The sequence below is a fragment of the Saccharibacillus sp. JS10 genome, from assembly GCF_024436065.1.
GTDB lineage: Bacteria > Bacillota > Bacilli > Paenibacillales > Paenibacillaceae > Saccharibacillus.
In genome coordinates, this window is record NZ_JANFNS010000002.1 from 1 (window position 1) to 25,268 (window position 25,268).

Here is a 25,268-nt window from a genome sequence, read left to right on the forward strand (position 1 = left end):
CCGTTAAGCCCTCTTACGCCGATGGTACTTGGACCGCAGGGTCCTGGGAGAGTAGGAAGCTGCCAAGCCGAAGAAGAGGCCTGATCTGCATTTGCGGATCGGGCTTTTTTGTGTTTATTTCAAACCTCATAAACAGCTTCTTCACAAAGTGTGTGTAACCGCGAATCACCACTCCATTTTTATCCCCAGTTAGCAAGTTATTCACAAATTTTAGTTGCAAAAAATATCTACCCACAGGTTCTCCCCAATATACGAAGTCTTACAATGCTGATCTATGTGTTTGTCCTCTGTCACGAGACAATTTAAACCTCTATTTTATAAACAAGTACATATGTTCCTAGATTTATATAAACTTTCTGTGTATTGAGTTGGGGTTTTTTATGAACCAATTGGGTCTTTTGATTCGTTAAGTTTCTTTGCTGTAACTTCCTGAAAATTGCGGTCGATATAAATATCGTGGATGCGTAATTTCATTATCGAATATAAATAGATATGTATATTTATTTAAAAATTCATTATGGAAAAAAGCATTTTATAAAGGAATACGATGTCTTAGATCTTTATTCACTTTTCGGTTTTTACATCATGGGAGGGATACATCTTGAAAAGAAAGAAAGTTATGATCGCACTCGTAGCACTAGCGCTTGCAGTAAGCGGAGGTAGTGTTATTTCGGGGAAAGTACATGCAGCTTCTTCAGAAACGTACAAAGCTTCACCGAATTTTAGTCAGACTACGCAAGGAAATAGCAATTGGTATTATCAACAAAGTGTAACACTTCAATATTCCGATCTTCAGTATGATAAAAATCAAAAACGTTGGAGTACCTCTTCTGGATTTCCGTGGGTGAGTGCAAGTGCTCAATATCCAAGCGCTCAATCAGATGCTGTGCGTAAATGGGTTGCACCGAGTACCGGTATCGTTGAAATTACAGGGATCGTCAAAAAAAGCGGAAATAAAGGCGACGGTATCATAGCCAGCATTTCAAAAGATAACACTGTACTTTGGAGCTCATTAATCACAACCAAAACAGGCGAAAAACCTAAAAACGTCGATCGGATTTCGGTACAAGCCGGAACAGCCATTTACTTTAGTGTAAATAAAAACGGAACAACCGAAGATGACGAGACGCTGTGGAATCCAAGTATTTCGTTTACGCCGACCACTACTGTACCTGTTGAAGTAGCGGTACCACCGACTACGTCTCAACCTGTAGTCAGTATTCCTGTAGAAGAGAAACCAGTGAATAACGTAGAGATTCCTCAAAGCTCAGTGACCCCGGTAATTACAGGGTTGAGCGTAACCGATTTTGGAGCCGTAGCGAATGATGGAAAAGATGACTATGCTGCTTTTGTCGCTGCAATCAAAGCCGCAAAAGAGCAAAAGAAAACTTTATCTATTCCGGCTGGCGAGTTTAGTTTAAGCAAAATTTTAAAAATTGACGGGATTACGGTAGTCGGTGCGGGAAAAGAATCGACAGTCCTGGTTTCTACGGATCCAAATGGCGGCTCAATCGATCTGTCAGGTGACGGCGTACAACTTCGCAACTTGACGCACACGTATCAAACGACGGTGCCAAGAGGAAACGGTTCGCATGATAAAAATAGTATTACTGTGCGTGGCGCGACTAATTTCGTGATCGACAATGTACGTGTGAATAAATCGAGTACGGCTGGAATCATGATGGCTTACGGTTCCAATAATGGAGTCGTGTCGAACAATACGGTTGAGAATACAAACGCTGACGGGATTCATATGACGACAGAAAGCCATCATATTACGGTGGAGAATAACACGGTGATGGGGGTTGGAGACGATGGAATCGCAGTGGTCAGTTATGACACTAGCCCTTCGCCGGTCAACAATATCAAGATTCGGGGAAATCAGATCGGAAACTTTTCAAAAGCTCGCGGGATTTCGGTCGTAGGCGGAACAGATGTGTGGATCGAAAATAACAAAGTTGCGGATACGATGATGGCAGGTGTTTATATTTCGGTAGAAGGCTCATACAATACGCTGAATGTAGATCGAGTGAAAGTAGTGAACAATACAATCCACAATACTGGAATTCAATCACCGCAAAATCATCCGAATGTTTTAGTTTACGCGGGCAAAGGAAATATCGATCATATCGAATTTATAGGCAATATGATCACAGACGGGGCTCATCGCGGTATCGGGATATGGGGAGACGGTACGATTAAAGCCGTAAAATTCGAACGTAATACGCTGATTAACAAAAACGGCGCAGCTACAACTTTCAAGAACGGGATTATCACACTTGTTGATAACATCGGCTTCTGATTCTTCAAATCTTCTCTCACAAAGATTCTTTTTCAGCGGGGACCAGCTGCAACTGGTTCTCGCTTTTATTTTTGCCGATTGCATCCCGTTATTCAAAGTTATACACTACACCGTAAATATGTTTGCAAGTAGTTATACCCGTGATAAACATAGATGAAACATTAACTTTTAAAAAATTAAAATAAAAAATAAATACATAGAGTATCGATACCGCTTATTTATCCGTTTAAGCTCATGAACCCTACGGAAAGGAGGAGACGAATGATGAAGAGTTCTAGCCAGATTGAAGGGAACAAACGTCGCGATGAATTTGAACAACGGATTGCTGAGCATGATGTCGCTCTTACTAAGTACTGTCGGTTTTTAACGGGTTCGATCACGGCTGGGGAAGATTTGCGACAAGAAATGTGGATGAAGGCTTGGGCATCGTATCGGGAAAAAGGCGGTATTCAAAATCGTAGCTATCTGCGGCGGATTGCTTATCATGCCTGGATTGACGGGATGCGCAAAAGTACAGACGAAATAGCGACTACGCAGGATCTAGCAGAAGAATTTAGCTTGGAAGCGGGCATGATGAATGTGGATCGTTCAGATCCTCTTCGATTATGGTCAGCGGCAGAACTGCTAGTACGATGGCTCACTCCGGATCAACGAACGGTTTATTTGTTAATGGAGTATCTACGTTTTACCGCTGCGGAAACGGCTGAGTTTTTGAGAACGACAGAAGGCGGCGTGAAGGCTTCGCTACATCGGGCACGCAAAAAGCTGGAGGAGTACCGAGATTCTTCAGCCAATTTCAATAAGGTTGCCAAAAAATCGAATATCGTCGATGAACAAGTCGTTTTTGCTTATATGCAGGCGATCCAACTTCAAGATGTACGTGCACTGATGGTTTTGTGGAATGGCGGGAGCGGAGAAGAAGCTTCGCTCGCTGTACGATGCGCGGTACCTGTGCCACAACCGAAACGTCAAAGCGATCGACTTTCTCATTCGTCTACCCTACAGCAGATGGTCGAATACCAAGCGGCGGCTTAGTCTTTCCTTTCCGGCAGAGATCAATAGCGAGGCAAGGCTTAAGGAGGCGTAATAGTGAGTACATTTATCCCTTATGTAGTGGAACAAACAAGTCGCGGCGAACGTTCGTACGATATTTATTCCCGGTTGCTCAAAGACCGTATCGTGTTTTTGGGTTCGGCCATCGATGATCAAGTCGCAAATAGCATTACGGCTCAATTGCTCCTTCTGGAAGCGGAAGACCCGGACAAAGATATTTACTTTTATATCAACAGCCCAGGCGGTGTAACGACAGCAGGATTTGCGATCTACGACGCGATGCGACATATCAAGCCGGATGTGCATACGATCTGTACCGGAATGGCAGCTTCTTTTGCGGCGATTTTGTTACTGTCGGGTGCGCCGGGTAAAAGAGGAGCTTTGCCCAATAGCGAGATCATGATCCACCAACCGCATGGGGGAGCTCAAGGGCAGGCAAGCGATATTGCGATCAGTGCCAAACGTATTATCCGTACGCGGGAACGATTGAATGAAATTGCAGCCAAGCATACCGGGCAGCCTTTGGAAAAGATTCAGCGGGATATGGATCGTGATTATTTTATGTCGGCGGAAGAAGCTTTGGAATACGGAATTCTGGATCGAATCATTGACCGTTCCAAATCATAAGCCTATACAGATGAAGACCCTACGCTTTAAGCGGCAGGGTCTTTTTTGATACCTATGCCTACCTATTCAGGGACTTGCCGATGTAAGCCAAAAAGAAGTAAGGTTAGAGTTGCGAAGCAAGATGAAGTGAATGCCTATTAACCGCATCGAGGGGAGCCGAAAAAGTATGGAAATTAGACGTCTCAATCAACAAGATTTCGATGCGTATATCGCATTGGACGAGTATGCTTTTTTGTATAAGGTAAGTGAAAAAGATAAAGAAGAAGATCGCCGTAATTTTGACAAAGAAAAGGTAATCGGAGCCTTCGAGAACGAGGAGTTAAGCGCGAAGTTGGTGCTGCTTCCTTTTGAAGTCTATATTCATGGTCAAGTGATGCAAATGGGCGGTATCGGCGGTGTGGCAACATGGCCGGAGAAACGCCGTCAAGGCATGGTCTCTCAGCTCCTCAGACAAGGTCTCGAAGAAATGAAAGGTCAAGGTCAATTGATTTCGTATCTGTATCCGTTCTCGGTAGGCTTTTATCGGAAATATGGATGGGAGTTATTCACAGACAACAAAAAGTATCAGATTCCTGTTGAAAAATTACCTCCACTCAAAAATGTACCGGGACGCGTTGTTCGCGAAGTGCGAGATATTGAGGTATTGAAGTCGATCTATGACCGCGCAATCGTACGTTTTAACGGTGCAGTCGTCAGAAGCGAAGAGTGGTGGACGAAGCGGGTACTGAAGCGTGCGACCTACACAGCCGTTTATTATAACGAAGCCAAAGAGCCGGAAGCTTATGTGATGTATAAGATCGAAAATGAGAAGTGGATGACGAAAGAAATGTTTTGGATCAACGAAACAGCGCGGCAAGGCATTTGGGACTTTATCGTAAATCACGATTCGCGGATTACGGAAGTTCAAATGAATACGCCTGTAGACGATCCGTTTTATCTGCTGTTACCTGATCCGATTGTCAAACAAGAGATTCAGCCGAATTGTATGGCAAGAGTGGTAGACGTTGTACCGTTCGTTGAACAATATCCGTTTGTACAAACAGGGACAGAACATGCTTTCACCGTACATATTCAAGATCCTCATGCACCGTGGAATGACGGCTTATGGAACTGGCAGATTTCTCGGGAAGGAATCGGTCGCTTGGAAAAACTAGAGTCCGGCGAACACGGCTTGTCCGAAGCAACAGACGTTACTCTTTCGATCGGTACGCTGACTGCGATTTTGCTCGGCTATCGTCGTCCTGCGGAACTTCAACAGATCGGATTGTTGGAGACTTCGGAGGATACCGCGCAATTACTGAATCAAGTGATTCCGGTACGCACGCCATTCATTGTCGATTTCTTTTAACAGGTTACGCACATAACTTGGATAACTTTATCGAGAAACTTAAAAAAAAACCGCAAACTATCCACATGTGGATAAGATTTTGATACGATCAAGAAAAGAGGAACAAACATGACATTGACGATTCCGATCAGTGTTCTGGCAATCGCGGCTTGGCTGATTTTGCTAAACCTGTGTTCGTACGTCGTAATGACATCGGATAAACGTAAAGCCAAACGCAATAAACGAAGAGTACCGGAGCGTACCTTATTCATATGGGCGGCAGTGGGCGGTGCGCTTGGCATCTGGATCGCGATGCGGGCAAAAAGGCATAAAACACAGCATAATTCGTTTAAATTCGGAATTCCGGCTTTGTTTTTACTGAATATTGTCATCTACGGAACACTGCTTTATTTCGCCTCTTCTTATTTCTACATCTAAAAGGCATTTGGGAAGCTAGGTGTTTAAGTCTTCGTTTTGAACGGGTAATAATAGACATACGAAGCAGCGGTTATATTCCAAATTCGCAAGAAAAGAAAGAGGTGCTTGATTATGCTATTTTCTAGAGTGTTAGTCGCTTACGACGGTTCTAAAGCTTCCAATAAAGCGCTCGATCGTGCAGCAGCGCTCGTCAAAGCTTCGCCGGAAGCGGTACTGGAAGTGCTGCATATTTATGATTATCCGCGCTTTTTCGTCGGAGACGGGATTGCTCCGGTTCCGGGTAGCGTAAATAAAGAATTTTTCGATCTTGCTGAGCAAACGGTGAGCGAAGCGCGTCGCCGCATCGAATCTGCCGGTGTGCAAGCGAATATCGAAATGCGTCAAGGTGCGCCTGCGGTACTGATTTTAGAATATGCAAAAGAACTGGATGCGGATTTGATCGTGATCGGCAGCCGCGGTCTAGGCGCGATTCGTGAATTTGTACTGGGTAGTGTCAGCCACAATGTTGTGCAGCAAGCGCAAGTGCCGGTATTGGTCGTTAAATAAAAAGAAAAGGGTCGGAAAACGCATCGCGTTTTTCGATCTTTTTTTATTGAAAAAATAGACAAGTTATACGCTATTTAACGTAAGCCAAGAAGGAATTCAAGAAATTCGGCTTGTCAATTGTGTAAAAACGAACATTCAGATTTTACAATTTTAAAATGTTCGGTTTTTAATTTGACATAGCGTGTACGGAATTGTTAAACTGGAACAGAAGTCGAGCGTGTGAACACCGCGCTTTCGACACTTAACTAAATGATTCTTTTGACCGTATAAAGCTGAGGATAAGGCTCGGCAGTATCTACCCGGGAACCGTAAATCCCCGGACTACGGAAGTCAACGAACAATCTGATCTCAATTTGAGACAAGGTTGGGCGCCGGGTTAACTGGTTGCCGGTTCAACGCGTTCCTTTAAACGAGAATCCGTTTTTTCGACGATAGTTGCATGAGTTGCAGCTAGATGAGATAAAAGCGCGTATTTTCGTCTTTGTGCGTCTAAGCCTTTCTTCTTGACTTCTACAGCCCGGATTCCCGAGAGATCTTTACGATTTTGCGGCGATGTCCGGGCTTTTTGTTTGGACAAGTCAAAATAATGAATATTGGAGTGTGAATGATGTCTTTGCAAGTAGCCGTTATTATGGGCAGTACATCGGATTGGGAAACGATGCAGCATGCTTGTCAGATTCTCGAAGAACTTCAAATTCCGTATGAAAAAAAAGTCGTCTCGGCGCATCGTACGCCGGACTTGATGTTTGAATACGCGGAGCAAGCTCGCGGCAAAGGGTTTAAGGTCATTATCGCAGGTGCAGGCGGAGCCGCGCATCTGCCGGGTATGGTGGCAGCGAAAACGCCGCTGCCGGTGATCGGAGTGCCGGTGCAATCGGCTGCGCTGAACGGATTGGATTCGTTGTTGTCGATCGTGCAGATGCCAGGCGGCATTCCCGTGGCGACGGTTGCGATCGGCAAAGCCGGCGCCATCAACGCCGGCTTGCTGGCGGCGCAGATCGTCGGCGCCGCGGACGGCGAGGTGCTCGACCGCGTCGTTGCCCGTCGCGCGAGAATCGAGCGCGAAGTGTTGGAGGCGGAGTTGCCATGAGCGAAGCCGGCAACGTTAAAGTAGACGGCGCTAACCAAGCGCGCGTCATCGCCCCGGGCAGCACGATTGGGGTGCTGGGCGGCGGGCAACTGGGCCGAATGATGGCGCTGGCAGGCGCGCCGCTCGGCTATCGGTTTGTCGCACTCGATCCGGTCTCGGACGGACCGTGCGGACAAGTATCGGCGCAGATCGTCGCCGCTTATTCAGACAAAGACGCGGCGGCGCAGCTCGCCGCGCAAACGGATGTGATCACGTACGAGTTCGAGAACGTGGACGCGGAAGTTGCCGCTCTGCTGGAAGAGCGGTCGTATGTGCCGCAAGGCAGCCGGCTGCTCTACACGACGCAGCACCGCCTGCGCGAGAAGGCGGCGCTGGAAGCGGCGGGGGCCACGGTTGCGCCTTACGCGGCAGTTACAAGCGAAGCGGAACTAGACGCGGCGTTGCGGCGTCTCGGCACGCCAAGCGTGCTGAAGACCGCGACCGGAGGCTACGACGGCAAAGGTCAATTCGTTATTCGAGACCGCAGCCAAGTCTCGGCGGCTTATGCAGAACTGTCCGCTACCGGCGCGGAGCTGGTACTGGAACAATTTGTTCGGTTCCAATGCGAGATTTCGGTGATCGCGGCGCGTAGCTCTAATGGCGAGACAAGCACGTTCCCGCCAGCCGAAAATATTCATCGCGGAGGCATTTTGCACGCTTCGATCGTACCGGCACGAGTGCCTGCGGGCGTGCTTGCCCAAGCGGAGCAATTGGCAGCGACGATCGCAGAATCGTTCGGAGCGGTAGGGCTGCTAGCCGTTGAAATGTTTTACGGTCAAGACGGCAAGTTGTACGTGAACGAAGTCGCGCCGCGTCCGCATAACTCGGGTCATTACACGATGGAAGCTTGCGTCACTTCCCAGTTCGAACAGCATGTACGCGCGATCTGCGGATTGCCGCTTGGCGCTCCTGATTTGCGAACACCGGTCGTCATGGTGAATGTACTCGGCGAACATCTGGAAGGCGTAGAAGCTCTGATGCTATCGCCGGAAAGCGCAGGTTCCGATCTGGTGCGTCCGAAGTTCCATTTATATGGCAAAGCCGAAGCGAAAACCGGACGCAAAATGGGGCATATCAATCTGCTCTGCGGCGATGTAAACGATGCGCTTGCTTGGATCGATGAAGCTGGAATTTGGCAGAGTGCGGACAAAGACTAAAGACATTTTCCTTTTTGCTTCAGAATGAACTTTTTTATCGGAACCGATTTTATCTTATATAATGAAAGAAAGCTTTGCGATGCTTCGGAAGTTTCGATTCGAAACAGTGAACGCCGCAACGCTAAAACTTAAATTTTGGAGGCTATACCCCTTATGATCGAACGTTACAGCAGACCGGAAATGCGCAGCATTTGGAGCGAAGAAAACAAATTCAAAGCGTGGTTGGAAGTTGAAATTTGTGCTTGCGAAGCTTGGGTCGAACTTGGTGTCATCCCAGCGGAAGACGTGCAAAAAATCCGCGAAAACGCGACATTCGATATTGATCGTATCTACGAGATCGAACAAGAAACGCGTCACGACGTGATCGCTTTCACCCGCGCCGTATCCGAAAGTCTGGGCGAAGAACGCAAATGGGTGCATTACGGTCTGACTTCGACGGACGTCGTCGATACTGCAATGGGTTATCTCCTGCTGCAAGCGAACCAAATCTTGGAACGCGATATTGTGAACTTTATCGAAATTTTGAAAAACAAAGCGATCGCTTATAAAAGTACCCCGATGATGGGACGTACACACGGCGTACACGCGGAACCGACTACATTCGGTCTGAAAATGGCGCTCTGGCATGAAGAAATGAAGCGTAACTTGGAACGTTTCCGTCATGCAGCGGATGGCGTACAATACGGCAAAATGTCCGGCGCGGTCGGCACGTATGCGAATATCGATCCTCGCGTCGAAGAAATCGTCTGCGGCAAGCTCGGTACAAAAGCGGCTCCGATCTCGACGCAGACGCTGCAACGTGACCGTCACGCCGAATATATGGCTTCGCTCGCGTTGATCGCGACGTCGCTCGACAAATTTGCGACTGAAGTACGCGCTTTGCAAAAAAGCGAGTTCCGCGAAGTGGAAGAAGCTTTCGCTAAAGGGCAAAAAGGTTCGTCGGCAATGCCGCACAAACGTAACCCGATCGGCAGCGAGAACATTTCCGGTCTGTCCCGCGTAATTCGCGGTCATATGTTGACGGCTTACGAAAACGTAGGGCTGTGGCATGAACGCGATATTTCGCACTCTTCGGCAGAGCGTGTGATTTTGCCGGATGCGACGATGCTGCTTAACTACATGCTGAACCGTTTCGGCAATATCGTAAACAACTTGACGGTATTCCCGGAAAACATGAAGCGCAATATGGAACGTACTTACGGCGTACCGTTCTCGGGTCGCATTTTGACGAAGCTGATCGATTCCGGTATGAGCCGCGAGCAAGCGTACGACACGGTGCAGCCGCGTGCGATGCAAGCTTGGGAAGAACAACGCAGCTTCAAAGACATCGTATTGGCAAGCCCGGCGATTACAGACGTACTGAGCAACGAAGAAATCGAAGATGCGTTCAATCCGGCTTGGCATTTGAAGCATGTCGATACGATCTTCGCGAAATTGGGTCTGAATTAATTCATTATCCGCATTTCATCGTTAAGGGGGAAAAGATTCATGTCCGCAACTACGCAGGCTTTGTCCACCGCCGAACATCTAGTGGATGCGCCGCTGCTGTACAAAGGAAAAGTGCGCGAACTGTACGATCTGGGGGAGCATTTTCTGATCGTCGTGACTGACCGCATTTCCGCATTCGATTATATTCTCGATCCGGCGATTCCGTATAAAGGCGATGTGCTGAACAGTCTGAGTGCCTACTGGTTTGAACAAACGGCGGATCTGCTCGAAAACCACGTCATTCATACCGATGTGGATCAGCTCGGTTCGATTGCCAAAGATCCAGAAGCGCTAAGACGCCGCATCATGGTGACTCGCAAAGCAGAGCGGATCGATATCGAATGTGTCGTTCGCGGTTATATTACAGGCGGCGGTTGGCGTCAGTACGAAACTAGCGGCGCGGTAAACGGGATCGAGCTTCCAGCGGGGCTACGCAAAAATTCGCCACTGCCGGAACCGATCTTTACGCCCGCTGCCAAAAACGACGTCGGGCACGACGAAGATATTCCGTTTGAGAAAATGGAAGAGTTAGTCGGCGCGGCATTATCTGCGGAGTTGAAAAACAAAAGTCTTGCCCTCTATGCGTATGCCCGTAAAGTCTGCGCGGAACAAGGAATCATCCTTGCCGATTGCAAATTCGAGTTCGGTCTGATCGACGGCAAAGTGATTTTGATCGACGAAATCTTCACGCCGGATTCTTCGCGCTTCTGGGCAGAAGACAAGTACGCGCTTGATATTGAGATTGATAGTATGGATAAAGAACCGGTTCGTACTTATCTTTCCGGTACGGATTGGGATAAAAATAGTGCGCCCGATCCGTTGCCGGATCATGTGGTGCAAGAAACATCGAGACGTTACCTCGGCATTTACGAACGTCTTACCGGTCAAAGTCTGATTTCCATTTCTTAAACCGTTACCTGATTCACCCACTATTACACAGCCGACTTCCCGATTTCGTGATTTTTCAAAAAGCCAAAAAGATTCGGGAAGGGCTTATTCAGGAGGATATTCATGAAAGCCAAAGTCTATGTGACCATCAAGCAAAGTGTACTCGATCCACAAGGTGTTGCTGTTCAAGGGGCGCTGCATTCGCTCGGATTCGAAGAAGTGGAAAGTCTGCGTGTCGGCAAGTATATGGAATTGGAACTCGGTGACGTGAGTCAAGAGGCTGCCGGAGAGCGCGTCAAAGAAATGTGCGAAAAGCTGCTGGCTAATACGGTTGTCGAAGACTACCGCTACGAACTGGAGGGTTAATACCGATGAAATTTGCTGTTCTCGTATTTCCCGGTTCCAACTGCGACGTAGATTGCTACAAAGCGGTTGAACAGGTTCTCGGCGAACCGGTTGATTATGTCTGGCATACGGCGACTGACTTGTCGGCTTACGATTGTATCTTGGTACCGGGCGGTTTCTCTTATGGCGATTACCTGCGCTGCGGCGCGATCTCGCGTTTTGCACCGGTGATGAACGAAGTCGCAAAAGCGGCTGAAGAAGGCAAATTCGTACTTGGGATCTGCAACGGATTCCAAATCTTGACCGAAGCCGGATTGCTTCCAGGCGCGCTTCGCCGCAATATGTCGATGAAGTTCGCTTGCCGCGATACCGTGCTCAAAGTCGAAAACAACGACACGCCGTTTACTCGTGATTATGCAGCGGGCGAAGAAATCGTAATTCCGATTGCACACGGTGAAGGCAACTACTACTGCGACGAAGAAACGTTGGAAGAATTGCGTGCCAACAATCAGATCGCTTTCCGCTACAAAAGCAATCCGAACGGTTCGGTTGAAGATATTGCAGGCATTACGAACAAAGCGGGCAATGTGCTCGGTATGATGCCTCACCCTGAACGTGCAGTTAACGAAATTTTGGGAACGACAGATGGCAAAAAGATGTTCACATCGATTATTAATGCTTGGAGGGAACAACATGACGCAGCAAATGTCCGTTAAAGAACCGACGGCGGAGCAAATCGCGGATCAACAAATTTACAAACAGATGGGTGTGTCGGATAGCGAATTTGAACTCATCTGCGGTTTTCTCGGCCGTAAGCCCAACTACACGGAAATCGGCGTTTTCAGCGTAATGTGGTCCGAACACTGTGCGTACAAAAATTCGAAGCCGTTACTTCGCAAATTCCCGGTTACCGGACCTCGCGTTCTGATGGGACCGGGCGAAGGCGCGGGCATTGTCGATATCGGCGATAATCAAGCTGTTGTATTCAAGATCGAAAGCCATAACCACCCTTCGGCAGTCGAGCCTTTCCAAGGAGCGGCTACAGGCGTGGGCGGTATCATTCGCGATATCTTCTCGATGGGCGCACGCCCGATCGCATCGCTGAACTCGCTGCGTTTTGGACGTCTGGAAAGCGACCGCGTGAAGTATCTGTTTGAGCACGTCGTAAGCGGTATCGCGGGATATGGCAACTGTATCGGGATTCCGACAGTCGGCGGCGAAGTCGTATTCGACGAAAGTTATGAAGGCAACCCGCTCGTTAACGCCATGTGCGTCGGTCTGATCGATCACGATAAAATTCAGCGCGGCGTAGCCAAAGGGATCGGAAACCCGGTATTTTATGTAGGCCCTCCTACGGGACGCGACGGAATTCACGGCGCGACGTTCGCTTCGGAAGAATTGACCGAAGAATCGCAAGAACGCAAAACAGCGGTTCAAGTCGGCGATCCATTTATGGAAAAGCTCGTTATGGAATCGTGTCTGGAACTGATCGACAGCGGTATCGTGGTCGGCATTCAAGATATGGGCGCAGCCGGTCTGACTTGCTCCAGTTCCGAAATGGCAAGTAAAGCGGGCAACGGTCTGGAGTTGTATCTGGATCAAGTGCCGCAGCGCGAAGAAGGCATGACCGCTTACGAAATGATGTTGTCGGAATCGCAAGAACGCATGTTGTTCGTCGTGGAACCAAAAGACGAAGCGCAAGCGATGGAAATCTTCGAGCGTTGGGGCGTAATTTGCGCGAAGGTCGGTAAAGTTACAGACGACGGACGTCTGAAATTGCTGCACCACGGCGAAGTTGTCGGCGATATGCCGGTACATGCGTTGGTAGACGAATGCCCGATTTATGATAAGCCTTCGAGCGAACCTGCTTACTATGCGAAAAATGCAACTATCGATACAACCGCTTATAACGAAGTAACCGATCTTGGCGGTGCGTTGAAAAAAGTACTCGGTTCTCCAAGTGTCGCGAGCAAAGCTTGGGTCTACGAGCAGTACGACTACATGGTGCGTACCAATACAGCGGTTCGTCCGGGTTCGGATGCCGCGGTCGTCACGATCGACGGTACACGCAAAGCGCTGGCGATGACGACAGATTGCAGCGGGCGTTTTGTATACCTTGACCCAGAAGTGGGCGGACGCATCGCAGTCAGCGAAGCGGCACGTAATATCGTCTGCTCCGGCGCAGAGCCGCTCGCGATTACCGATAACTTGAACTTCGGTAGCCCGGAAAAACCGGAAATCTTCTGGCAAATGGAAAAAGCGGTTGACGGTATGGCAGAAGCTTGCCGCGAACTCGATACGCCGGTTATCGGCGGTAACGTGAGTCTGTACAACGAAAATGCCAAAGGTTCGATCTACCCGACTCCGGTCGTAGGTATGGTTGGATTGGTACACGATGTGGATCATATCACGACGCAGCATTTCAAAGGCGAAGGCGATATCTTGATCTTAACAGGCGTAACGCGCGGCGAGCTTGGCGGAACGGAGTTCCAACAAGTGATTCACGGCGTGACCGAAGGACGTCCTCCGCAGCTGGATCTTGCTGTCGAGAAGAAACTGCTTAGCGGCGTGCTTGAAAGTATTCAAAGCGGTCTGGTTCGTTCGGCGCACGATTTGTCGGACGGCGGTCTTGCGGTTGCCGTAGCGGAAAGCTGCATCGGCGGCGGATTCGGCGCACAAGTGAGTCTGCACACCGAAGAAATCGGCGAAGCCGGTCTTCGTCCTGATTTGGCATTGTTCAGCGAAAGCCAATCGCGTATTTTGCTGTCGGCGACGCCTGAAAACGCGGAAGCACTGCTGAGCAGTCTTCAAGCACACGGCGTTCCGGCTGCGAAGATCGGACGCGTATCGGGTCTGCAACTGCATGTTACGGTAGACGGCAAAGAAGTGCTTAGCGAAGAGATTCATACACTTAAACAGGTCTGGGAGGATGCGATTCCATGTCTGATGAAGTAAAGCAGCCGTTGTGGACAGGGGATTACTACAACGAGGGAATGGATCAGATTGATCCATTCGACACCCTGCGCGAAGAATGTGGTGTGTTCGGAGTTTACGGACATCCAGACGCCGCTTCCCTGTCCTATTACGGTTTGCATGCACTTCAGCACCGGGGAGAGGAAAGCGCGGGGATTTGTGTCAGCAACGAAGACCACTTCAATTATCATCGCGGCTTGGGTCTGGTCAAAGAGGTTTTTGACAAAGACACACTCGCTCGTCTTCAAGGTCAACATTCGATCGGGCATGTTCGTTATTCGACTAGCGGCGGCGGAGGTCTAACCAATGCCCAGCCTTTAGTGTTCAAATACAAAGGTGGCGATCTGGCGATCGCAACCAACGGCAATATCGTCAATGCTCCGGAAATTCGCCGCGAGTTGGAAGAGAGCGGTTCGATCTTCCAAACGACGAGCGATACGGAAGTCGTGGCGCACTTGATCGCACGTTCGTCGAAAGACTTCGTCGAAGCGGCGAAAGATGCCATGAACCGGATCGTCGGCGGCTATGCGTTTATGCTGCTGACGCATGACAAGTTACTCGTAACTTGCGATCCGAACGGGCTTCGCCCGCTTACGATGGGACGCCTCGGCGATGCGTACATCTTCACGTCCGAGACTTGCGCGCTTGAAGTGATCGGCGCCGAAAGCGTACGCGATATTCGTCCGGGCGAATTGTTGGTGCTGGATGCCGACGGATTGCATGAAGATCGTTTCACAGAAAGTCAGCGCAAAGCGTTATGTGCGATGGAATATATTTATTTCGCACGTCCCGACAGCGATATGAACGGTTCAAATCTTCATTCGGCGCGCAAACGGATGGGTAGCGTGCTCGCACGCGAACAATTCGTCGATGCCGATATCGTGACCGGCGTACCGGATTCCAGTATTTCAGCCGCGATCGGTTATGCCGAGCAGACGGGGATTCCTTACGAACTCGGATTGATTAAAAATAAATATACCGGCAGAACGTTCATTCAGCCGAGCCAAGAACTGCGCGAGCAAGGCGTGAAAATGAAGCTGAGCGCCGTGCGCCGAGTCGTCGAAGGCAAACGCGTCGTCATGATCGACGATTCGATCGTGCGCGGTACGACTTCGCGCCGAATCGTGAGTCTGCTTCGCGAAGCGGGCGCGACCGAAGTTCATGTGTGCATCACTTCGCCGCCTTTTAAAAACCCTTGCTTCTACGGCATCGATACGCCGGATAGCCGCGAGTTGATCGCGTCTTCTCGCAGCGTCGAAGAAATCCGCGAAGAGATCGGAGCGGATTCCCTTGCTTTTCTAAGCTACGAAGGCTTGGTGGAAGCGGTCGATGGCGATGATCGCGAATCGTATAAAGGCGGGCTGTGTATGGCTTGCTTCGATAATGATTATCCGACTCAGATTGATTTTGGTGGGGAAGAGAAGTTCGGGTGCGGGTGCTAGGAAGGCGCTGCGGGTAGAGGGGCCTTTCGATCGCTGTTTCAATCCGATTCCTTTATTGGAGTAAGACATTTTAAAGGTTGGAATCAGATTTCAAAGGCGAGCTATAGTTTATGCTTCCGATGCAGTTTTCCTACAGAAAACTTTTAGCTTCTATAGCTCCCTCTACCCTCCGCTTACTCCGGCGCAATCTCACTCGGATTTTGTAGGGTGAGAGGGTAGGTCCGCTTTTTCTTCTGGAAGAAAAAGCGGAGAGCGAAATTACGATTTGCTAGTTTTCGTTAACGAATTTATACAATCATTTTATCCTTATCCTTATCCTTATCCTTATCCTTATCCTTAGTAGTCGTTACAATTACGAGCTGGGTTCCCCAGCAAGGTCGGCGGCAAAGCCGGAACTTAAGATAGAAGTTGTACCTTTTCGAATGAAATCGAAAAGTTCTTTAACCCCTCTCCAAAGCAGATACAAGCGCCGCCTGTATCTGCTTTGGAGGAAGTGCCGGGAAGCGAGAGCGAAGGGAGAAATTCAGTGAAAGGCGCCTTTGAACGCGGAGTTGACCATTGGGAGGAACATTCCAATAGTCAACTCCAAAGTGAGACAGCGACTTGAACGAATTTCTCCCGCAGCGCCCCTGCTTCCCCCACAAATCCAATTCAAAGATAAAGGATGTGTCGGTTGTGTCTGAAGCCTACAAAAATGCTGGAGTCGATATCGCGGCGGGCAACGAAGCGGTCGAACGAATGAAAAAGCACGTAAAGAAAACGTTCCGTCCCGAAGTGATGACGGATCTGGGCGGGTTCGGTGCGTTGTTCGGCCTGAATAAAAATGCCTATGAAGAGCCGGTGCTCGTCTCCGGAACGGACGGCGTCGGCACGAAGCTCAAAATCGCGTTCGCGATGGATAAGCACGACACGATTGGGATCGACGCGGTTGCGATGTGCGTGAACGATATTATCGTACAAGGCGCAGAGCCGCTCTTTTTCCTCGATTATCTGGCAACGGGTAAAGTCGTACCGGAAAAAATCGAAGCGATCGTTGCAGGGATCGCCGAAGGCTGTCTGCAATCCGGCTGCGCATTGATCGGCGGCGAAACAGCGGAAATGCCTGATATGTATACCGAAGGCGAATACGATATTGCGGGCTTTACGGTCGGCGTAGTTGATAAAAAGAAAATCATCAGCGGTCAGTCGATTTCGGCAGGCGACGCTGTGATTGGTCTGGCTTCAAGCGGCGTACACAGCAACGGTTTCTCGCTCGTACGCAAATTGTTGCTGGAACAGCATGGCTACAAGCTGACGGACGAAGTGGCTGAGCTTGGCGGAACATTGGGCGCAACTTTGCTTGAGCCAACTAAGATTTATGTGAAGCCGCTGCTCAAATTGCTGGACGAAATCGAAGTCAAAGGCATGGCGCATATTACAGGCGGCGGCTTTATCGAGAATATTCCACGGATGCTGCCGGAGGGCGTTAATGTCGAGATTCAATACGGTACATGGCCGGTACTGCCGATCTTCAAGTTGATGCAAGAAAAAGGCAATATTACGGATTCCGATATGTACACGACATTCAATATGGGCATCGGTCTTGTACTCGTTGTCGCGGACGAACACAAAGAAGAAGCGCTGCGTGTACTGAAAGAAGCAGGCGAAAACGCTTATCTCCTCGGCGGCGTGACGACGGGCGAGAAAGTCGTAACGTTCACAGGAACAGCGCAATGAGTAAGCACGAAAACAACAACATTCCAGAGCAAGACGGAAAGTTAAATGAAGAAAACGAGCCGCTGACGATGCCTGCACTTCCGGCGGTCGCCGATTCTGATGTTGGTGATGCAACTGATGTGGAAGGCGATCCGGCTGCACAATTGCTGGAGCTTGAACAAACGTTGCCGCAAGGCGATGATCGTAATGCTCCGTACCGAGTAGCGGTCTTCGCTTCCGGTTCGGGCAGTAATTTTCAAGCATTGCTCGATTCTTCAAAAGCCGGAAAGCTCGGCGCCGAGGTAGCGCTGCTGGTATCGGATAAGCCGCAATGCAAAGCCGTTGAACGGGCTCGCGCTGCGGGTGTTCCCGTATTTGTATTTACGCCGGCAGAGTACGAGTCGCGCGAAGCGTATGAAGTGATTATTTTGGAAGAACTGAAGGCAGCGAAGATCGATCTGATCGTTCTCGCGGGATATATGCGTCTGATCACGAGTACTTTGGTCGAGCCGTATATGGGCAAAATGATCAATATTCATCCGTCTTTACTGCCGTCTTTCCCCGGGAAAGATGCGGCGGGGCAAGCGATTGCGCATGGCGTCCGAGTAAGCGGAGCAACGGTACATTTCGTCGACGGCGGAATGGATACGGGGCCGATTATCGCGCAGCGCGCGGTTGAAGTGACGCCGGAAGATTCGGCGACCGAGCTTCAACTTCGGATTCAAGACCAAGAGCGTCTGCTCTATCCTGAAGTCGTCTCTTGGTTTGCCGCAGGTCGTGTCAAATTAGACGGTCGAAAGGTTTGGGTATTTTAATGGGCATTGTAGTCGGAGCCGGAGCGGTTCTTTTGAATGAAAAAGGACAGGTATTAATGTTACTTCGTAACAAAGAGCCTGAACGAAATAAATGGAGTATCCCCGGCGGCAAAGTCGATCTTTTTGAAACGGTGGAGCAAGCGATCGTTCGGGAAGTCGAAGAAGAAACCGGTCTGATCATTGAGATCGAACAACCGCTATGTATGGACGAACTTATTGTTCCTGAGCAAGAAACTCATGTGCTTTCACTGATCTATAGCGCGCATCAGATCGGCGGAGAACTTGAAAATCGCGAACCGCAAAAACATGCGGAACTCAAATGGTTTTCGCTAGAGAATCTACCCTCTGATTCTGAAATTGCTGCTTTTTCCAAAAAAGCGTTAAGACTGACCCGAAATCATTCATCCCATACCTTGAAGGAGGACTTTTCATCGTGAGTATCAAAAGAGCGTTAGTCAGCGTATCGGACAAAACAGGTATCGTTGAATTTTGCCGCGAACTGTCTCAGCTTGGCGTCGAAATCATTTCTACCGGGGGCACGAAAAACCTACTGGCACAAGAAGGCGTTCCGGTGATCGGAATTTCGGATGTGACCGGGTTCCCGGAAATTATGGACGGACGCGTCAAAACGCTGCATCCTGCTGTACATAGCGGTCTGCTTGCCGTGCGCGACAACGAAGAACATACTCGTCAGATGAAAGAACTGGGTTTGGATTATATCGATCTGGTCGTTGTGAATCTGTATCCGTTCCAAGAAACGATCGCAAAACCGGATGTCGCTTACGAAGACGCGATTGAAAATATCGATATCGGTGGCCCGACTATGCTGCGTTCGGCTGCAAAAAACCATGCGTTCGTGAGCGTAGTGGTAGATAGCGGCGATTATGCGACAGTCATCGAAGAAGTGCGCGCTGAAGGCGACACGACATTGGATACTCGCAAAAAGCTTGCCGCGAAAGTCTTCCGTCATACCGCGTCTTACGATGCGTTGATCGCGGATTATCTTGCCAAGCAAACAGGCGATCCGCTTCCGGAACGTTACACCGTCACTTATGAGAAAATCCAAGATCTGCGTTACGGCGAAAACCCGCACCAGACAGCCGCTTTCTACCGTGCGCCGCTTGCACCGTCCGGTACGCTGACGACTGCTGAGCAATTGCACGGCAAAGAATTGTCCTACAACAATATCAACGATGCGAACGCAGCTCTTCAGATCGTCAAAGAATTCAGCGAACCTGCTGTAGTCGCAGTTAAGCATATGAATCCTTGCGGCGTTGGCGTTGGTTCGACGATCGCAGAAGCGTATAACAAAGCGTACAGCGCGGATCCGGTATCGATCTTCGGCGGGATCGTAGCGGCTAACCGTACAATTGACGCAGAGACGGCTCAGCCGCTTAGCGAAATCTTTTTGGAAATCGTGCTTGCGCCTGACTTTACGCCGGAAGCGCTTGAGATTTTGACGAAAAAGAAAAATATCCGTTTGCTCAAAATGGGTGAACTCACTTCGGCAGAAGGACGTCAAGCGGTTCATGTCGTGACTTCGATCGAAGGCGGTATGGTCGTTCAAGAAAGCGATGTTCATTCGCTGAGCGAAGCGGATCTGAAAGTGGTGACGAAGCGCCAACCGACCGAAGACGAATTGAAGCAACTGTTGTTCGGATGGAAAGTCGTGAAGCACGTCAAATCCAATGCGATCGTACTCGCAGCGGACAATATGACGATTGGCGTCGGTGCGGGTCAGATGAACCGTGTCGGTTCGGCAAAGATCGCGCTAGAGCAAGCTGGAGACAAAACGAACGGTGCGATTCTCGCTTCGGATGCCTTTTTCCCGATGGGCGATACGGTTGAACTTGCAGCCAAACACGGAATCAAAGCGATCATTCAACCGGGTGGTTCGATCAAAGACGAAGAGTCGATCCAAGCGGCAGACGCAGCGGGCATCGCGATGATCTTCACGGGCGTTCGTCACTTCAAGCACTAAGTCAAAAGTATTCAATTAAGTACTCAAGTCTTCAATCGACGCGCGTCGCGCCGGCGAATCGGGTCTGCGTCAGGCGGACACATTCACGGAGCGACGCGTGTTTTTGCATAATGATAATGACTAGATACGTAAGCGAGAGGGGCGTTTAATATGGATATTTTGGTAGTCGGAGGCGGCGGACGTGAACACGCGATTTGTCGATCGTTGTCGCAGTCGAAGCAAGCAGGGAAAATTTATTGCGCACCGGGAAACGCCGGAATTGCGAATGTAGCGGAATGCGTAGATATCGGCGTATTTGATTTTGATGCGTTGACTGCTTTTGCACTGCAAAAAGGAATCGGGCTTGCGGTTATCGGACCGGATGATCCTCTTGCGGGAGGAATCGTCGATGCTTTTGAAGCGAAAAAGATTCCGGTATTCGGACCTCGCGCCAATGCCGCAGAGATCGAAGGCAGCAAAGCGTTTATGAAAGACTTGCTCAAAAAGTATGAGATCCCGACAGCGGCTTATGAGACGTTTGACGATTACGAAAAGGCTTTGGCGTATTTGCGCTTGCAAAAAGCGCCTATCGTAGTCAAAACCGACGGGCTTGCCGCAGGCAAAGGCGTAACGGTCGCACAAACGTTGGAAGAAGCGGAAAAAGCGTTGCATGACGCGATGGTCGGCGGTTCTTTCGGAAGCGCAGGCAGCAAAGTCGTGATCGAAGAATTTATGGCGGGCGAAGAGATGTCGATCTTGGCTTTCGTCGACGGGGAAACGGTTCGTGCGATGCCTGCGGCGCAGGATCACAAGCCGATCTTCGATGGCGATCAAGGTCCGAATACCGGAGGAATGGGCACGTATTCGCCGCTTCCGCATATCGATCCCGCAATTATCGAGCGTGCGATCGAAGAGATCGTGAAGCCGACGGCAAAAGCGATGGTAAGCGAAGGACGTCATTTTACCGGCATTTTATTTGCGGGATTGATGATCGAAGCAGACGGTACGCCGAGAACGGTAGAGTTTAACGCGCGTTTTGGCGATCCTGAGACTCAAGTGGTGTTGCCGCGTCTACAAAGCGATCTGCTGGAGATTTTCTTGGCGGCGGTGAACGGAACGCTCGATCAAGTAGAGATCGAGTGGAGCGATGAAGCGGCGGTATGCGTCGTGCTAGCGTCCGAAGGATACCCGGCTGCATATCCAAAAGGAAAAGTGATTACCGGAATCGAAGCAGCAGAGCAAAATGGCGGCTTGGTCTTCCATGCGGGCACAGCGCGTAGCGAAGCTGGGGAATTGGTGACAGCGGGCGGCCGTGTACTTGGCGTCGTCGGACAAGGGGCTGGAATCGCCGAAGCTCGTGATGCAGCTTATGCGGCAACGGAGTATATTAGATTCGAAGGCGCTTATAAGCGTAGCGACATTGCGGCGAAAGCTTTGAAATAGTATCGGTCGTTTCGTGAAAAAGAAGCGGAGTAGCGCCCTGATGAGCGCCGCTCCGCTTTGTGTTTTCTATCCTTTTAGCCAAGACTCAATTTGATTGCTTTTCAATCGGGACGTACAGATCCATCTGCAAGTCGGTGTCGCCATCGCTGCGTTCGTCGTACAGCTCAAAATCGACGCCGCCGTTGGCATACGCATAGCCGGAACTTGGGAACCATTCATTGTAGACGTAAGTCGTCATGCCTTGAATCGCATCGCTGAACGCGCCGTTGGCACGGTCTGCTTTTGGAGAAGTGAAGACCGCGTAAGTAGAAGCCGGTAATGTCGCTTGATGCACGCCTTCCGGTACGTTATCGAACGTGTCCACTTCAAAGCCGATGAGATACAGGAAATGCTCGGGTTTATGCGGCAACATGATGCAAGCTCCGTATTCGGCAGGAGTAACAGGTTTAATCTGCTCAAGCAGCTTTTTGCCCCATTGCTTCTCGATATACTTGTTCCAAAAAGCAGGGATTTCAACGAAGTTTTCACCGTTCATTTTCGTTTCTAAAGCATAGCCTACCAGTTTGATTTCAGGTTTGTTTACAATCGTAGGTCGCATCATCATTCCTCCGGTCATTTTATAATGGGCAAGTTTGGCAAGATCGATTCGTTCGGGAACTTTGCCTGTTGCATGAAGACGATATTGTTCGGGCGGAACGCCGTACACTTTGCGAAAAGCTTTGGTGAAGCCGGCATGGGTACCAAATCCGTAATCAAGCGCGATATCCAGCAACGTTCGATTTCCGGCTAGATCTGCCGCGGCATAAGCCAAGCGGCGACGACGAATATACTCCATGATCGGCAGCCCTGTTCTGGAATGAAAAATTCGATAAAAATGGTATGGTGAAAATCCGGCTAACTGAGACAGATGTTCAGCGGTTAATCGTTCTTTGAGATGATTGTCGATATAATCCAGTGTACGCTGGATCGATTCACTATAATCCATAATGAAGCTTCCCTCCCGGTCGGTAATTTGATCTTAGCAGAATTAAAAAGCTGGCGTTTGTCCGTTTTTGCGATGTTCGCGCTATGATAAGATAAGGATAGAAAACTTGAATTTTTTTTGGAATCGCGTTACCTTTAAATTTAATTCAAGTCTCAAAAAGATCGTATACAAAGAAACAATATGTGGAGCGAGGAGAACGACATGAAAACGGAACCTACTATAGAAGCGAGCGATCGTAATCAAGACGGTTTGGTAACGATGGAAGATATCGTTCGTGCCCATCATCGTCTGCGTGAAGCGATTGTTCATACGCCGCTGCACCGAGATGCGACGTTATCGGCGAAATATGAATGTGATGTTTATTTGAAGCGTGAAGATCAGCAAGTGGTGCGTTCGTTCAAAATCCGTGGATCGTACAACAAAATTCGCAGTTTGACCGAAGAAGAATGCGAACGCGGCATCGTGTGCGCGAGTGCGGGTAACCATGCGCAAGGCGTCGCTTTTTCTTGCCAAGCCCTCGGGATTCACGGAAAAATCTATATGCCAAGCACAACGCCGAATCAGAAAGTCAAAATGGTTCGCAAATTCGGCGGTCAAAATGTCGAAGTCATCTTGATTGGAGATACATTCGACGATGCTTACGCAGAAGCAATGACCGCTTGCACGGAGCAAGGTATGACGTTTATCCATCCGTTCGATGATCCGATGATTATCGCAGGGAACGGTACAGTCGGGATGGAGATCATGGAAAGTCTGGAGCAACCGGCGGATTATGTATTTCTGACGATCGGCGGCGGCGGGCTTGCAGCAGGGGTATCGCAATATATCAAAACGATGAGCCCAACGACGCGGATGATCGGCGTAGAACCGCTCGGAGCGGCTTCGATGAGCGAAGCAATGGCACGCGGACAAGTCGTTGCACTCGAAGAGATCGATAAATTCGTCGACGGTGCAGCCGTAAAAAAAGTCGGTAGTTATACGTATGACATTTGCAAAAAAATGTTGGATGAAGTGGTAAAAGTTCCGGAAGGAAAAGTCTGCACAACGATTCTCGATCTGTACAATGAAAATGCGATCGTTGCCGAGCCGGCAGGCGCGATTCCGGTTGCTGCTCTTGATCTGTACCGCGATGAAATCAAAGGCAAAACGATTGTCTGCATCATTAGCGGCGGCAATAACGATATTGACCGGATGCAAGAAATCAAAGAACGTTCGCTGATCTTTGAAGGGTTGAAGCATTATTTCTTGATCAACTTCCCGCAAAGAGCCGGAGCGTTACGTGAGTTTTTGGAAAAAGCACTCGGTCCGAACGACGATATTGCACGTTTTGAATATACCAAAAAAAGCGACAAAGAAAATGGCCCTGCTCTGGTCGGAATCGAACTGACGTCGCGTGAAGATTACGAACCGTTGATCGCCCGTATGGACGAACAAGGAATTAACTATACCGAGCTGAACCGCGATCCAAGCTTGTTTAGTTTATTGATCTGAGGAAGTCGTACAAAAAAGCCTGTCTCAAGCCGGAACTTTCGTGCTTCGAGCAGGCTTTTGCGCTTACATAGAAAATGAGGAAATTCATAGATCCTAAAGGAGATTTCATTATGATTCGTTATCCGCAGCTGCAAAAAGGAACCAAGATCGGCGTTACGGCGCCGTCGTCTGGAGTGAAATCCGATCTGCACGATCTGCTCAAACAAGCGATGGCACGTATGGGAAACGAAGGGTTTGCGGTATCCGGCGGGGATACGGTCTGGACGCAGCATAAAGCCAAATCGGCGCCAGCGGTTTTGCGTGCCAAAGAACTCAATCAGATGCTGCAAAATCCAGAGATCGGATTGATTTTTCCTCCGTGGGGCGGCGAGTTATTGATCGAAGTGTTAGAGCATATTAATTACGAGGCGATGGGCGATAAATGGATACTCGGCTACTCGGATATCAGTCTGTTGCTGCTTGCAATTACATTGAAGACCGGGCTGGCTACCGCACATGGTACAAACCTGATTGACCTTCGCGGCAATCCAGACGATGAGACGACAGCCAAATGGCTCGAAGTGCTTCAGACACCCGCTGGAGGGTCGATTGAACAACATTCTTCCGAAAAGTATCAAGTGGAATGGAAAAGCGCCTTAAGCGAATTGGAGCAAGAAGCGTTAGGAGAACAAGTCTTCAATCTGACAGAGCCTACGGTATGGAAAAGTATTTCCGGCAGCGATGTGGGAATGAAAGGACGGCTGCTTGGCGGCTGTATCGATGTGATCCGTCATCTGATCGGTACGCCTTACGGCGACGTACAAGGTTTTCGCGAGCGACACCTACCGGGCGAGCCTGTGATTTGGTATTTGGAAAATTGCGAGATGGATACGACGGATCTGCGCCGTTCGTTGGTGCACATGAAACTCGCAGGATGGTTCGATAACTGCTCCGGTTTCATGTTCGGACGAAGCGCGGCGAATACCTCTGTCGACGGCTATACCGCCGAAGACGTGTACCGCGATCTTGCGGAAGAACTTCATGTTCCGATTCTTTACGATATCGACTGCGGTCATATGCCGCCTCAATTGACATTGATTAACGGCGCTTTGGCGCATCTTCATTTTTCGGAAGAACAGAGCACCGCAAGCGTCCTACAAATCTTTAAATGATTTTTTCGATCCA

The 25,268-nt window shown here is 49.4% G+C and carries 22 protein-coding genes and 1 riboswitch; of the genes, 21 read left to right on the top strand and 1 reads right to left on the bottom strand.

Annotated features, from left to right (window positions below; all coding sequences use genetic code 11):
* The first annotated feature begins 601 nt into the window (after positions 1 to 601).
* From NOM90_RS05510 to purD, 19 genes are all read left to right on the top strand, one after another.
* Complete coding sequence (locus tag NOM90_RS05510) at positions 602 to 2,302, top strand: right-handed parallel beta-helix repeat-containing protein (protein WP_255940584.1); 1,701 nt, start codon at positions 602 to 604, stop codon at positions 2,300 to 2,302.
* 261 nt (positions 2,303 to 2,563) lie between these two features.
* Positions 2,564 to 3,337 (top strand): RNA polymerase sigma factor, encoded by a 774-nt coding sequence (locus NOM90_RS05515; RefSeq protein WP_255940585.1) that lies wholly within the window; start codon positions 2,564 to 2,566, stop codon positions 3,335 to 3,337.
* A gap of 54 nt (positions 3,338 to 3,391) precedes the next feature.
* Complete coding sequence (gene clpP / locus NOM90_RS05520) at positions 3,392 to 3,982, top strand: ATP-dependent Clp endopeptidase proteolytic subunit ClpP (RefSeq protein ID WP_255940586.1); 591 nt, start codon at positions 3,392 to 3,394, stop codon at positions 3,980 to 3,982.
* A 166-nt stretch (positions 3,983 to 4,148) separates the two neighbouring features.
* Complete coding sequence (locus tag NOM90_RS05525; protein ID WP_255940588.1) at positions 4,149 to 5,330, top strand: GNAT family N-acetyltransferase; 1,182 nt, start codon at positions 4,149 to 4,151, stop codon at positions 5,328 to 5,330.
* Between the two features lie 108 nt (positions 5,331 to 5,438).
* Positions 5,439 to 5,747 carry a DUF1294 domain-containing protein gene (locus NOM90_RS05530; RefSeq protein WP_255940589.1) on the top strand — a complete coding sequence of 103 codons (309 nt, stop codon included), beginning with the start codon at positions 5,439 to 5,441 and terminating at the stop codon, positions 5,745 to 5,747.
* A 111-nt stretch (positions 5,748 to 5,858) separates the two neighbouring features.
* Positions 5,859 to 6,293, top strand: a complete 435-nt coding sequence (locus tag NOM90_RS05535; RefSeq protein WP_255940590.1) for a universal stress protein — start codon at positions 5,859 to 5,861, stop codon at positions 6,291 to 6,293.
* A gap of 242 nt (positions 6,294 to 6,535) precedes the next feature.
* A riboswitch (purine riboswitch) is annotated at positions 6,536 to 6,637 on the top strand.
* A 263-nt stretch (positions 6,638 to 6,900) separates the two neighbouring features.
* Positions 6,901 to 7,383, top strand: a complete 483-nt coding sequence (gene purE / locus NOM90_RS05540) for a 5-(carboxyamino)imidazole ribonucleotide mutase (RefSeq protein ID WP_255940591.1) — start codon at positions 6,901 to 6,903, stop codon at positions 7,381 to 7,383.
* The gene (gene purK / locus NOM90_RS05545; RefSeq protein WP_255940592.1) at positions 7,380 to 8,579 is read left to right on the top strand and encodes a 5-(carboxyamino)imidazole ribonucleotide synthase; all 1,200 of its coding nucleotides are present in this window, start codon (positions 7,380 to 7,382) and stop codon (positions 8,577 to 8,579) included. Before purE ends, purK begins: the two co-directional genes overlap by 4 nt.
* Before the next feature lie 153 nt (positions 8,580 to 8,732).
* Positions 8,733 to 10,028 carry an adenylosuccinate lyase gene (gene purB / locus NOM90_RS05550; RefSeq protein WP_255940594.1) on the top strand — a complete coding sequence of 432 codons (1,296 nt, stop codon included), beginning with the start codon at positions 8,733 to 8,735 and terminating at the stop codon, positions 10,026 to 10,028.
* Positions 10,029 to 10,067: 39 nt separating this feature from the next.
* Positions 10,068 to 10,976, top strand: a complete 909-nt coding sequence (locus NOM90_RS05555) for a phosphoribosylaminoimidazolesuccinocarboxamide synthase (protein WP_255940596.1) — start codon at positions 10,068 to 10,070, stop codon at positions 10,974 to 10,976.
* A 102-nt stretch (positions 10,977 to 11,078) separates the two neighbouring features.
* Positions 11,079 to 11,321, top strand: a complete 243-nt coding sequence (purS, locus tag NOM90_RS05560) for a phosphoribosylformylglycinamidine synthase subunit PurS (protein ID WP_255940598.1) — start codon at positions 11,079 to 11,081, stop codon at positions 11,319 to 11,321.
* A gap of 5 nt (positions 11,322 to 11,326) precedes the next feature.
* Positions 11,327 to 12,016, top strand: coding sequence for a phosphoribosylformylglycinamidine synthase subunit PurQ (gene purQ, locus NOM90_RS05565; RefSeq protein ID WP_255940599.1), 690 nt, complete (start codon positions 11,327 to 11,329; stop codon positions 12,014 to 12,016).
* Positions 11,994 to 14,255, top strand: a complete 2,262-nt coding sequence (gene purL / locus NOM90_RS05570) for a phosphoribosylformylglycinamidine synthase subunit PurL (RefSeq protein WP_305120936.1) — start codon at positions 11,994 to 11,996, stop codon at positions 14,253 to 14,255. Before purQ ends, purL begins: the two co-directional genes overlap by 23 nt.
* Positions 14,240 to 15,715 (top strand): amidophosphoribosyltransferase, encoded by a 1,476-nt coding sequence (purF, locus tag NOM90_RS05575; RefSeq protein WP_255940600.1) that lies wholly within the window; start codon positions 14,240 to 14,242, stop codon positions 15,713 to 15,715. Before purL ends, purF begins: the two co-directional genes overlap by 16 nt.
* A gap of 675 nt (positions 15,716 to 16,390) precedes the next feature.
* Entirely contained in the window at positions 16,391 to 17,431 is a 1,041-nt protein-coding gene (gene purM / locus NOM90_RS05580) for a phosphoribosylformylglycinamidine cyclo-ligase (RefSeq protein WP_255940601.1), read from the top strand.
* On the top strand, positions 17,428 to 18,225 hold the full coding sequence (gene purN / locus NOM90_RS05585; protein ID WP_370866572.1) for a phosphoribosylglycinamide formyltransferase: 798 nt from the start codon (positions 17,428 to 17,430) through the stop codon (positions 18,223 to 18,225). Before purM ends, purN begins: the two co-directional genes overlap by 4 nt.
* Positions 18,213 to 18,662: an NUDIX domain-containing protein gene (locus tag NOM90_RS05590; RefSeq protein ID WP_255940602.1), complete on the top strand. Its 450-nt coding sequence runs from the start codon at positions 18,213 to 18,215 to the stop codon at positions 18,660 to 18,662. The genes purN and NOM90_RS05590 overlap by 13 nt, the downstream gene beginning before the upstream one ends.
* A complete protein-coding gene (gene purH, locus NOM90_RS05595) occupies positions 18,659 to 20,206 on the top strand; it encodes a bifunctional phosphoribosylaminoimidazolecarboxamide formyltransferase/IMP cyclohydrolase (protein ID WP_255940603.1) in 1,548 nt (515 codons plus the stop codon). Before NOM90_RS05590 ends, purH begins: the two co-directional genes overlap by 4 nt.
* Before the next feature lie 150 nt (positions 20,207 to 20,356).
* Entirely contained in the window at positions 20,357 to 21,628 is a 1,272-nt protein-coding gene (gene purD, locus NOM90_RS05600) for a phosphoribosylamine--glycine ligase (protein ID WP_255940604.1), read from the top strand.
* 85 nt (positions 21,629 to 21,713) lie between these two features.
* Here the strand turns inward: purD and NOM90_RS05605 are convergent, their stop codons facing one another.
* Positions 21,714 to 22,613, bottom strand: coding sequence for an AraC family transcriptional regulator (locus NOM90_RS05605; RefSeq protein ID WP_255940605.1), 900 nt, complete (start codon positions 22,611 to 22,613; stop codon positions 21,714 to 21,716).
* Between the two features lie 201 nt (positions 22,614 to 22,814).
* On the opposite strand from NOM90_RS05605, the gene ilvA reads away from it, so the two are divergent.
* Positions 22,815 to 24,104, top strand: coding sequence for a threonine ammonia-lyase IlvA (ilvA, locus tag NOM90_RS05610; protein ID WP_255940606.1), 1,290 nt, complete (start codon positions 22,815 to 22,817; stop codon positions 24,102 to 24,104).
* 110 nt (positions 24,105 to 24,214) lie between these two features.
* A complete protein-coding gene (locus tag NOM90_RS05615; protein ID WP_255940607.1) occupies positions 24,215 to 25,255 on the top strand; it encodes a S66 family peptidase in 1,041 nt (346 codons plus the stop codon).
* Positions 25,256 to 25,268: the final 13 nt, after the last annotated feature.

What these genes read in the sequence shown, in the direction of transcription:
- ilvA (WP_255940606.1), top strand. Translation starts at nt 22,815, where the DNA reads ATGAAAACGGAACCTACTATAGAAGCGAGCGATCGTAATCAAGACGGT.
- purB (WP_255940594.1), top strand. Translation starts at nt 8,733, where the DNA reads ATGATCGAACGTTACAGCAGACCGGAAATGCGCAGCATTTGGAGCGAA.
- purL (WP_305120936.1), top strand. Translation starts at nt 11,994, where the DNA reads ATGACGCAGCAAATGTCCGTTAAAGAACCGACGGCGGAGCAAATCGCG.
- purE (WP_255940591.1), top strand. Translation starts at nt 6,901, where the DNA reads ATGTCTTTGCAAGTAGCCGTTATTATGGGCAGTACATCGGATTGGGAA.
- purK (WP_255940592.1), top strand. Translation starts at nt 7,380, where the DNA reads ATGAGCGAAGCCGGCAACGTTAAAGTAGACGGCGCTAACCAAGCGCGC.
- purQ (WP_255940599.1), top strand. Translation starts at nt 11,327, where the DNA reads ATGAAATTTGCTGTTCTCGTATTTCCCGGTTCCAACTGCGACGTAGAT.
- purS (WP_255940598.1), top strand. Translation starts at nt 11,079, where the DNA reads ATGAAAGCCAAAGTCTATGTGACCATCAAGCAAAGTGTACTCGATCCA.
- purN (WP_370866572.1), top strand. Translation starts at nt 17,428, where the DNA reads ATGAGTAAGCACGAAAACAACAACATTCCAGAGCAAGACGGAAAGTTA.
- NOM90_RS05605 (WP_255940605.1), bottom strand. Translation starts at nt 22,613, where the DNA reads ATGGATTATAGTGAATCGATCCAGCGTACACTGGATTATATCGACAAT.
- purD (WP_255940604.1), top strand. Translation starts at nt 20,357, where the DNA reads ATGGATATTTTGGTAGTCGGAGGCGGCGGACGTGAACACGCGATTTGT.
- purF (WP_255940600.1), top strand. Translation starts at nt 14,240, where the DNA reads ATGTCTGATGAAGTAAAGCAGCCGTTGTGGACAGGGGATTACTACAAC.
- NOM90_RS05515 (WP_255940585.1), top strand. Translation starts at nt 2,564, where the DNA reads ATGATGAAGAGTTCTAGCCAGATTGAAGGGAACAAACGTCGCGATGAA.
- NOM90_RS05535 (WP_255940590.1), top strand. Translation starts at nt 5,859, where the DNA reads ATGCTATTTTCTAGAGTGTTAGTCGCTTACGACGGTTCTAAAGCTTCC.
- NOM90_RS05530 (WP_255940589.1), top strand. Translation starts at nt 5,439, where the DNA reads ATGACATTGACGATTCCGATCAGTGTTCTGGCAATCGCGGCTTGGCTG.
- NOM90_RS05615 (WP_255940607.1), top strand. Translation starts at nt 24,215, where the DNA reads ATGATTCGTTATCCGCAGCTGCAAAAAGGAACCAAGATCGGCGTTACG.
- NOM90_RS05525 (WP_255940588.1), top strand. Translation starts at nt 4,149, where the DNA reads ATGGAAATTAGACGTCTCAATCAACAAGATTTCGATGCGTATATCGCA.
- NOM90_RS05555 (WP_255940596.1), top strand. Translation starts at nt 10,068, where the DNA reads ATGTCCGCAACTACGCAGGCTTTGTCCACCGCCGAACATCTAGTGGAT.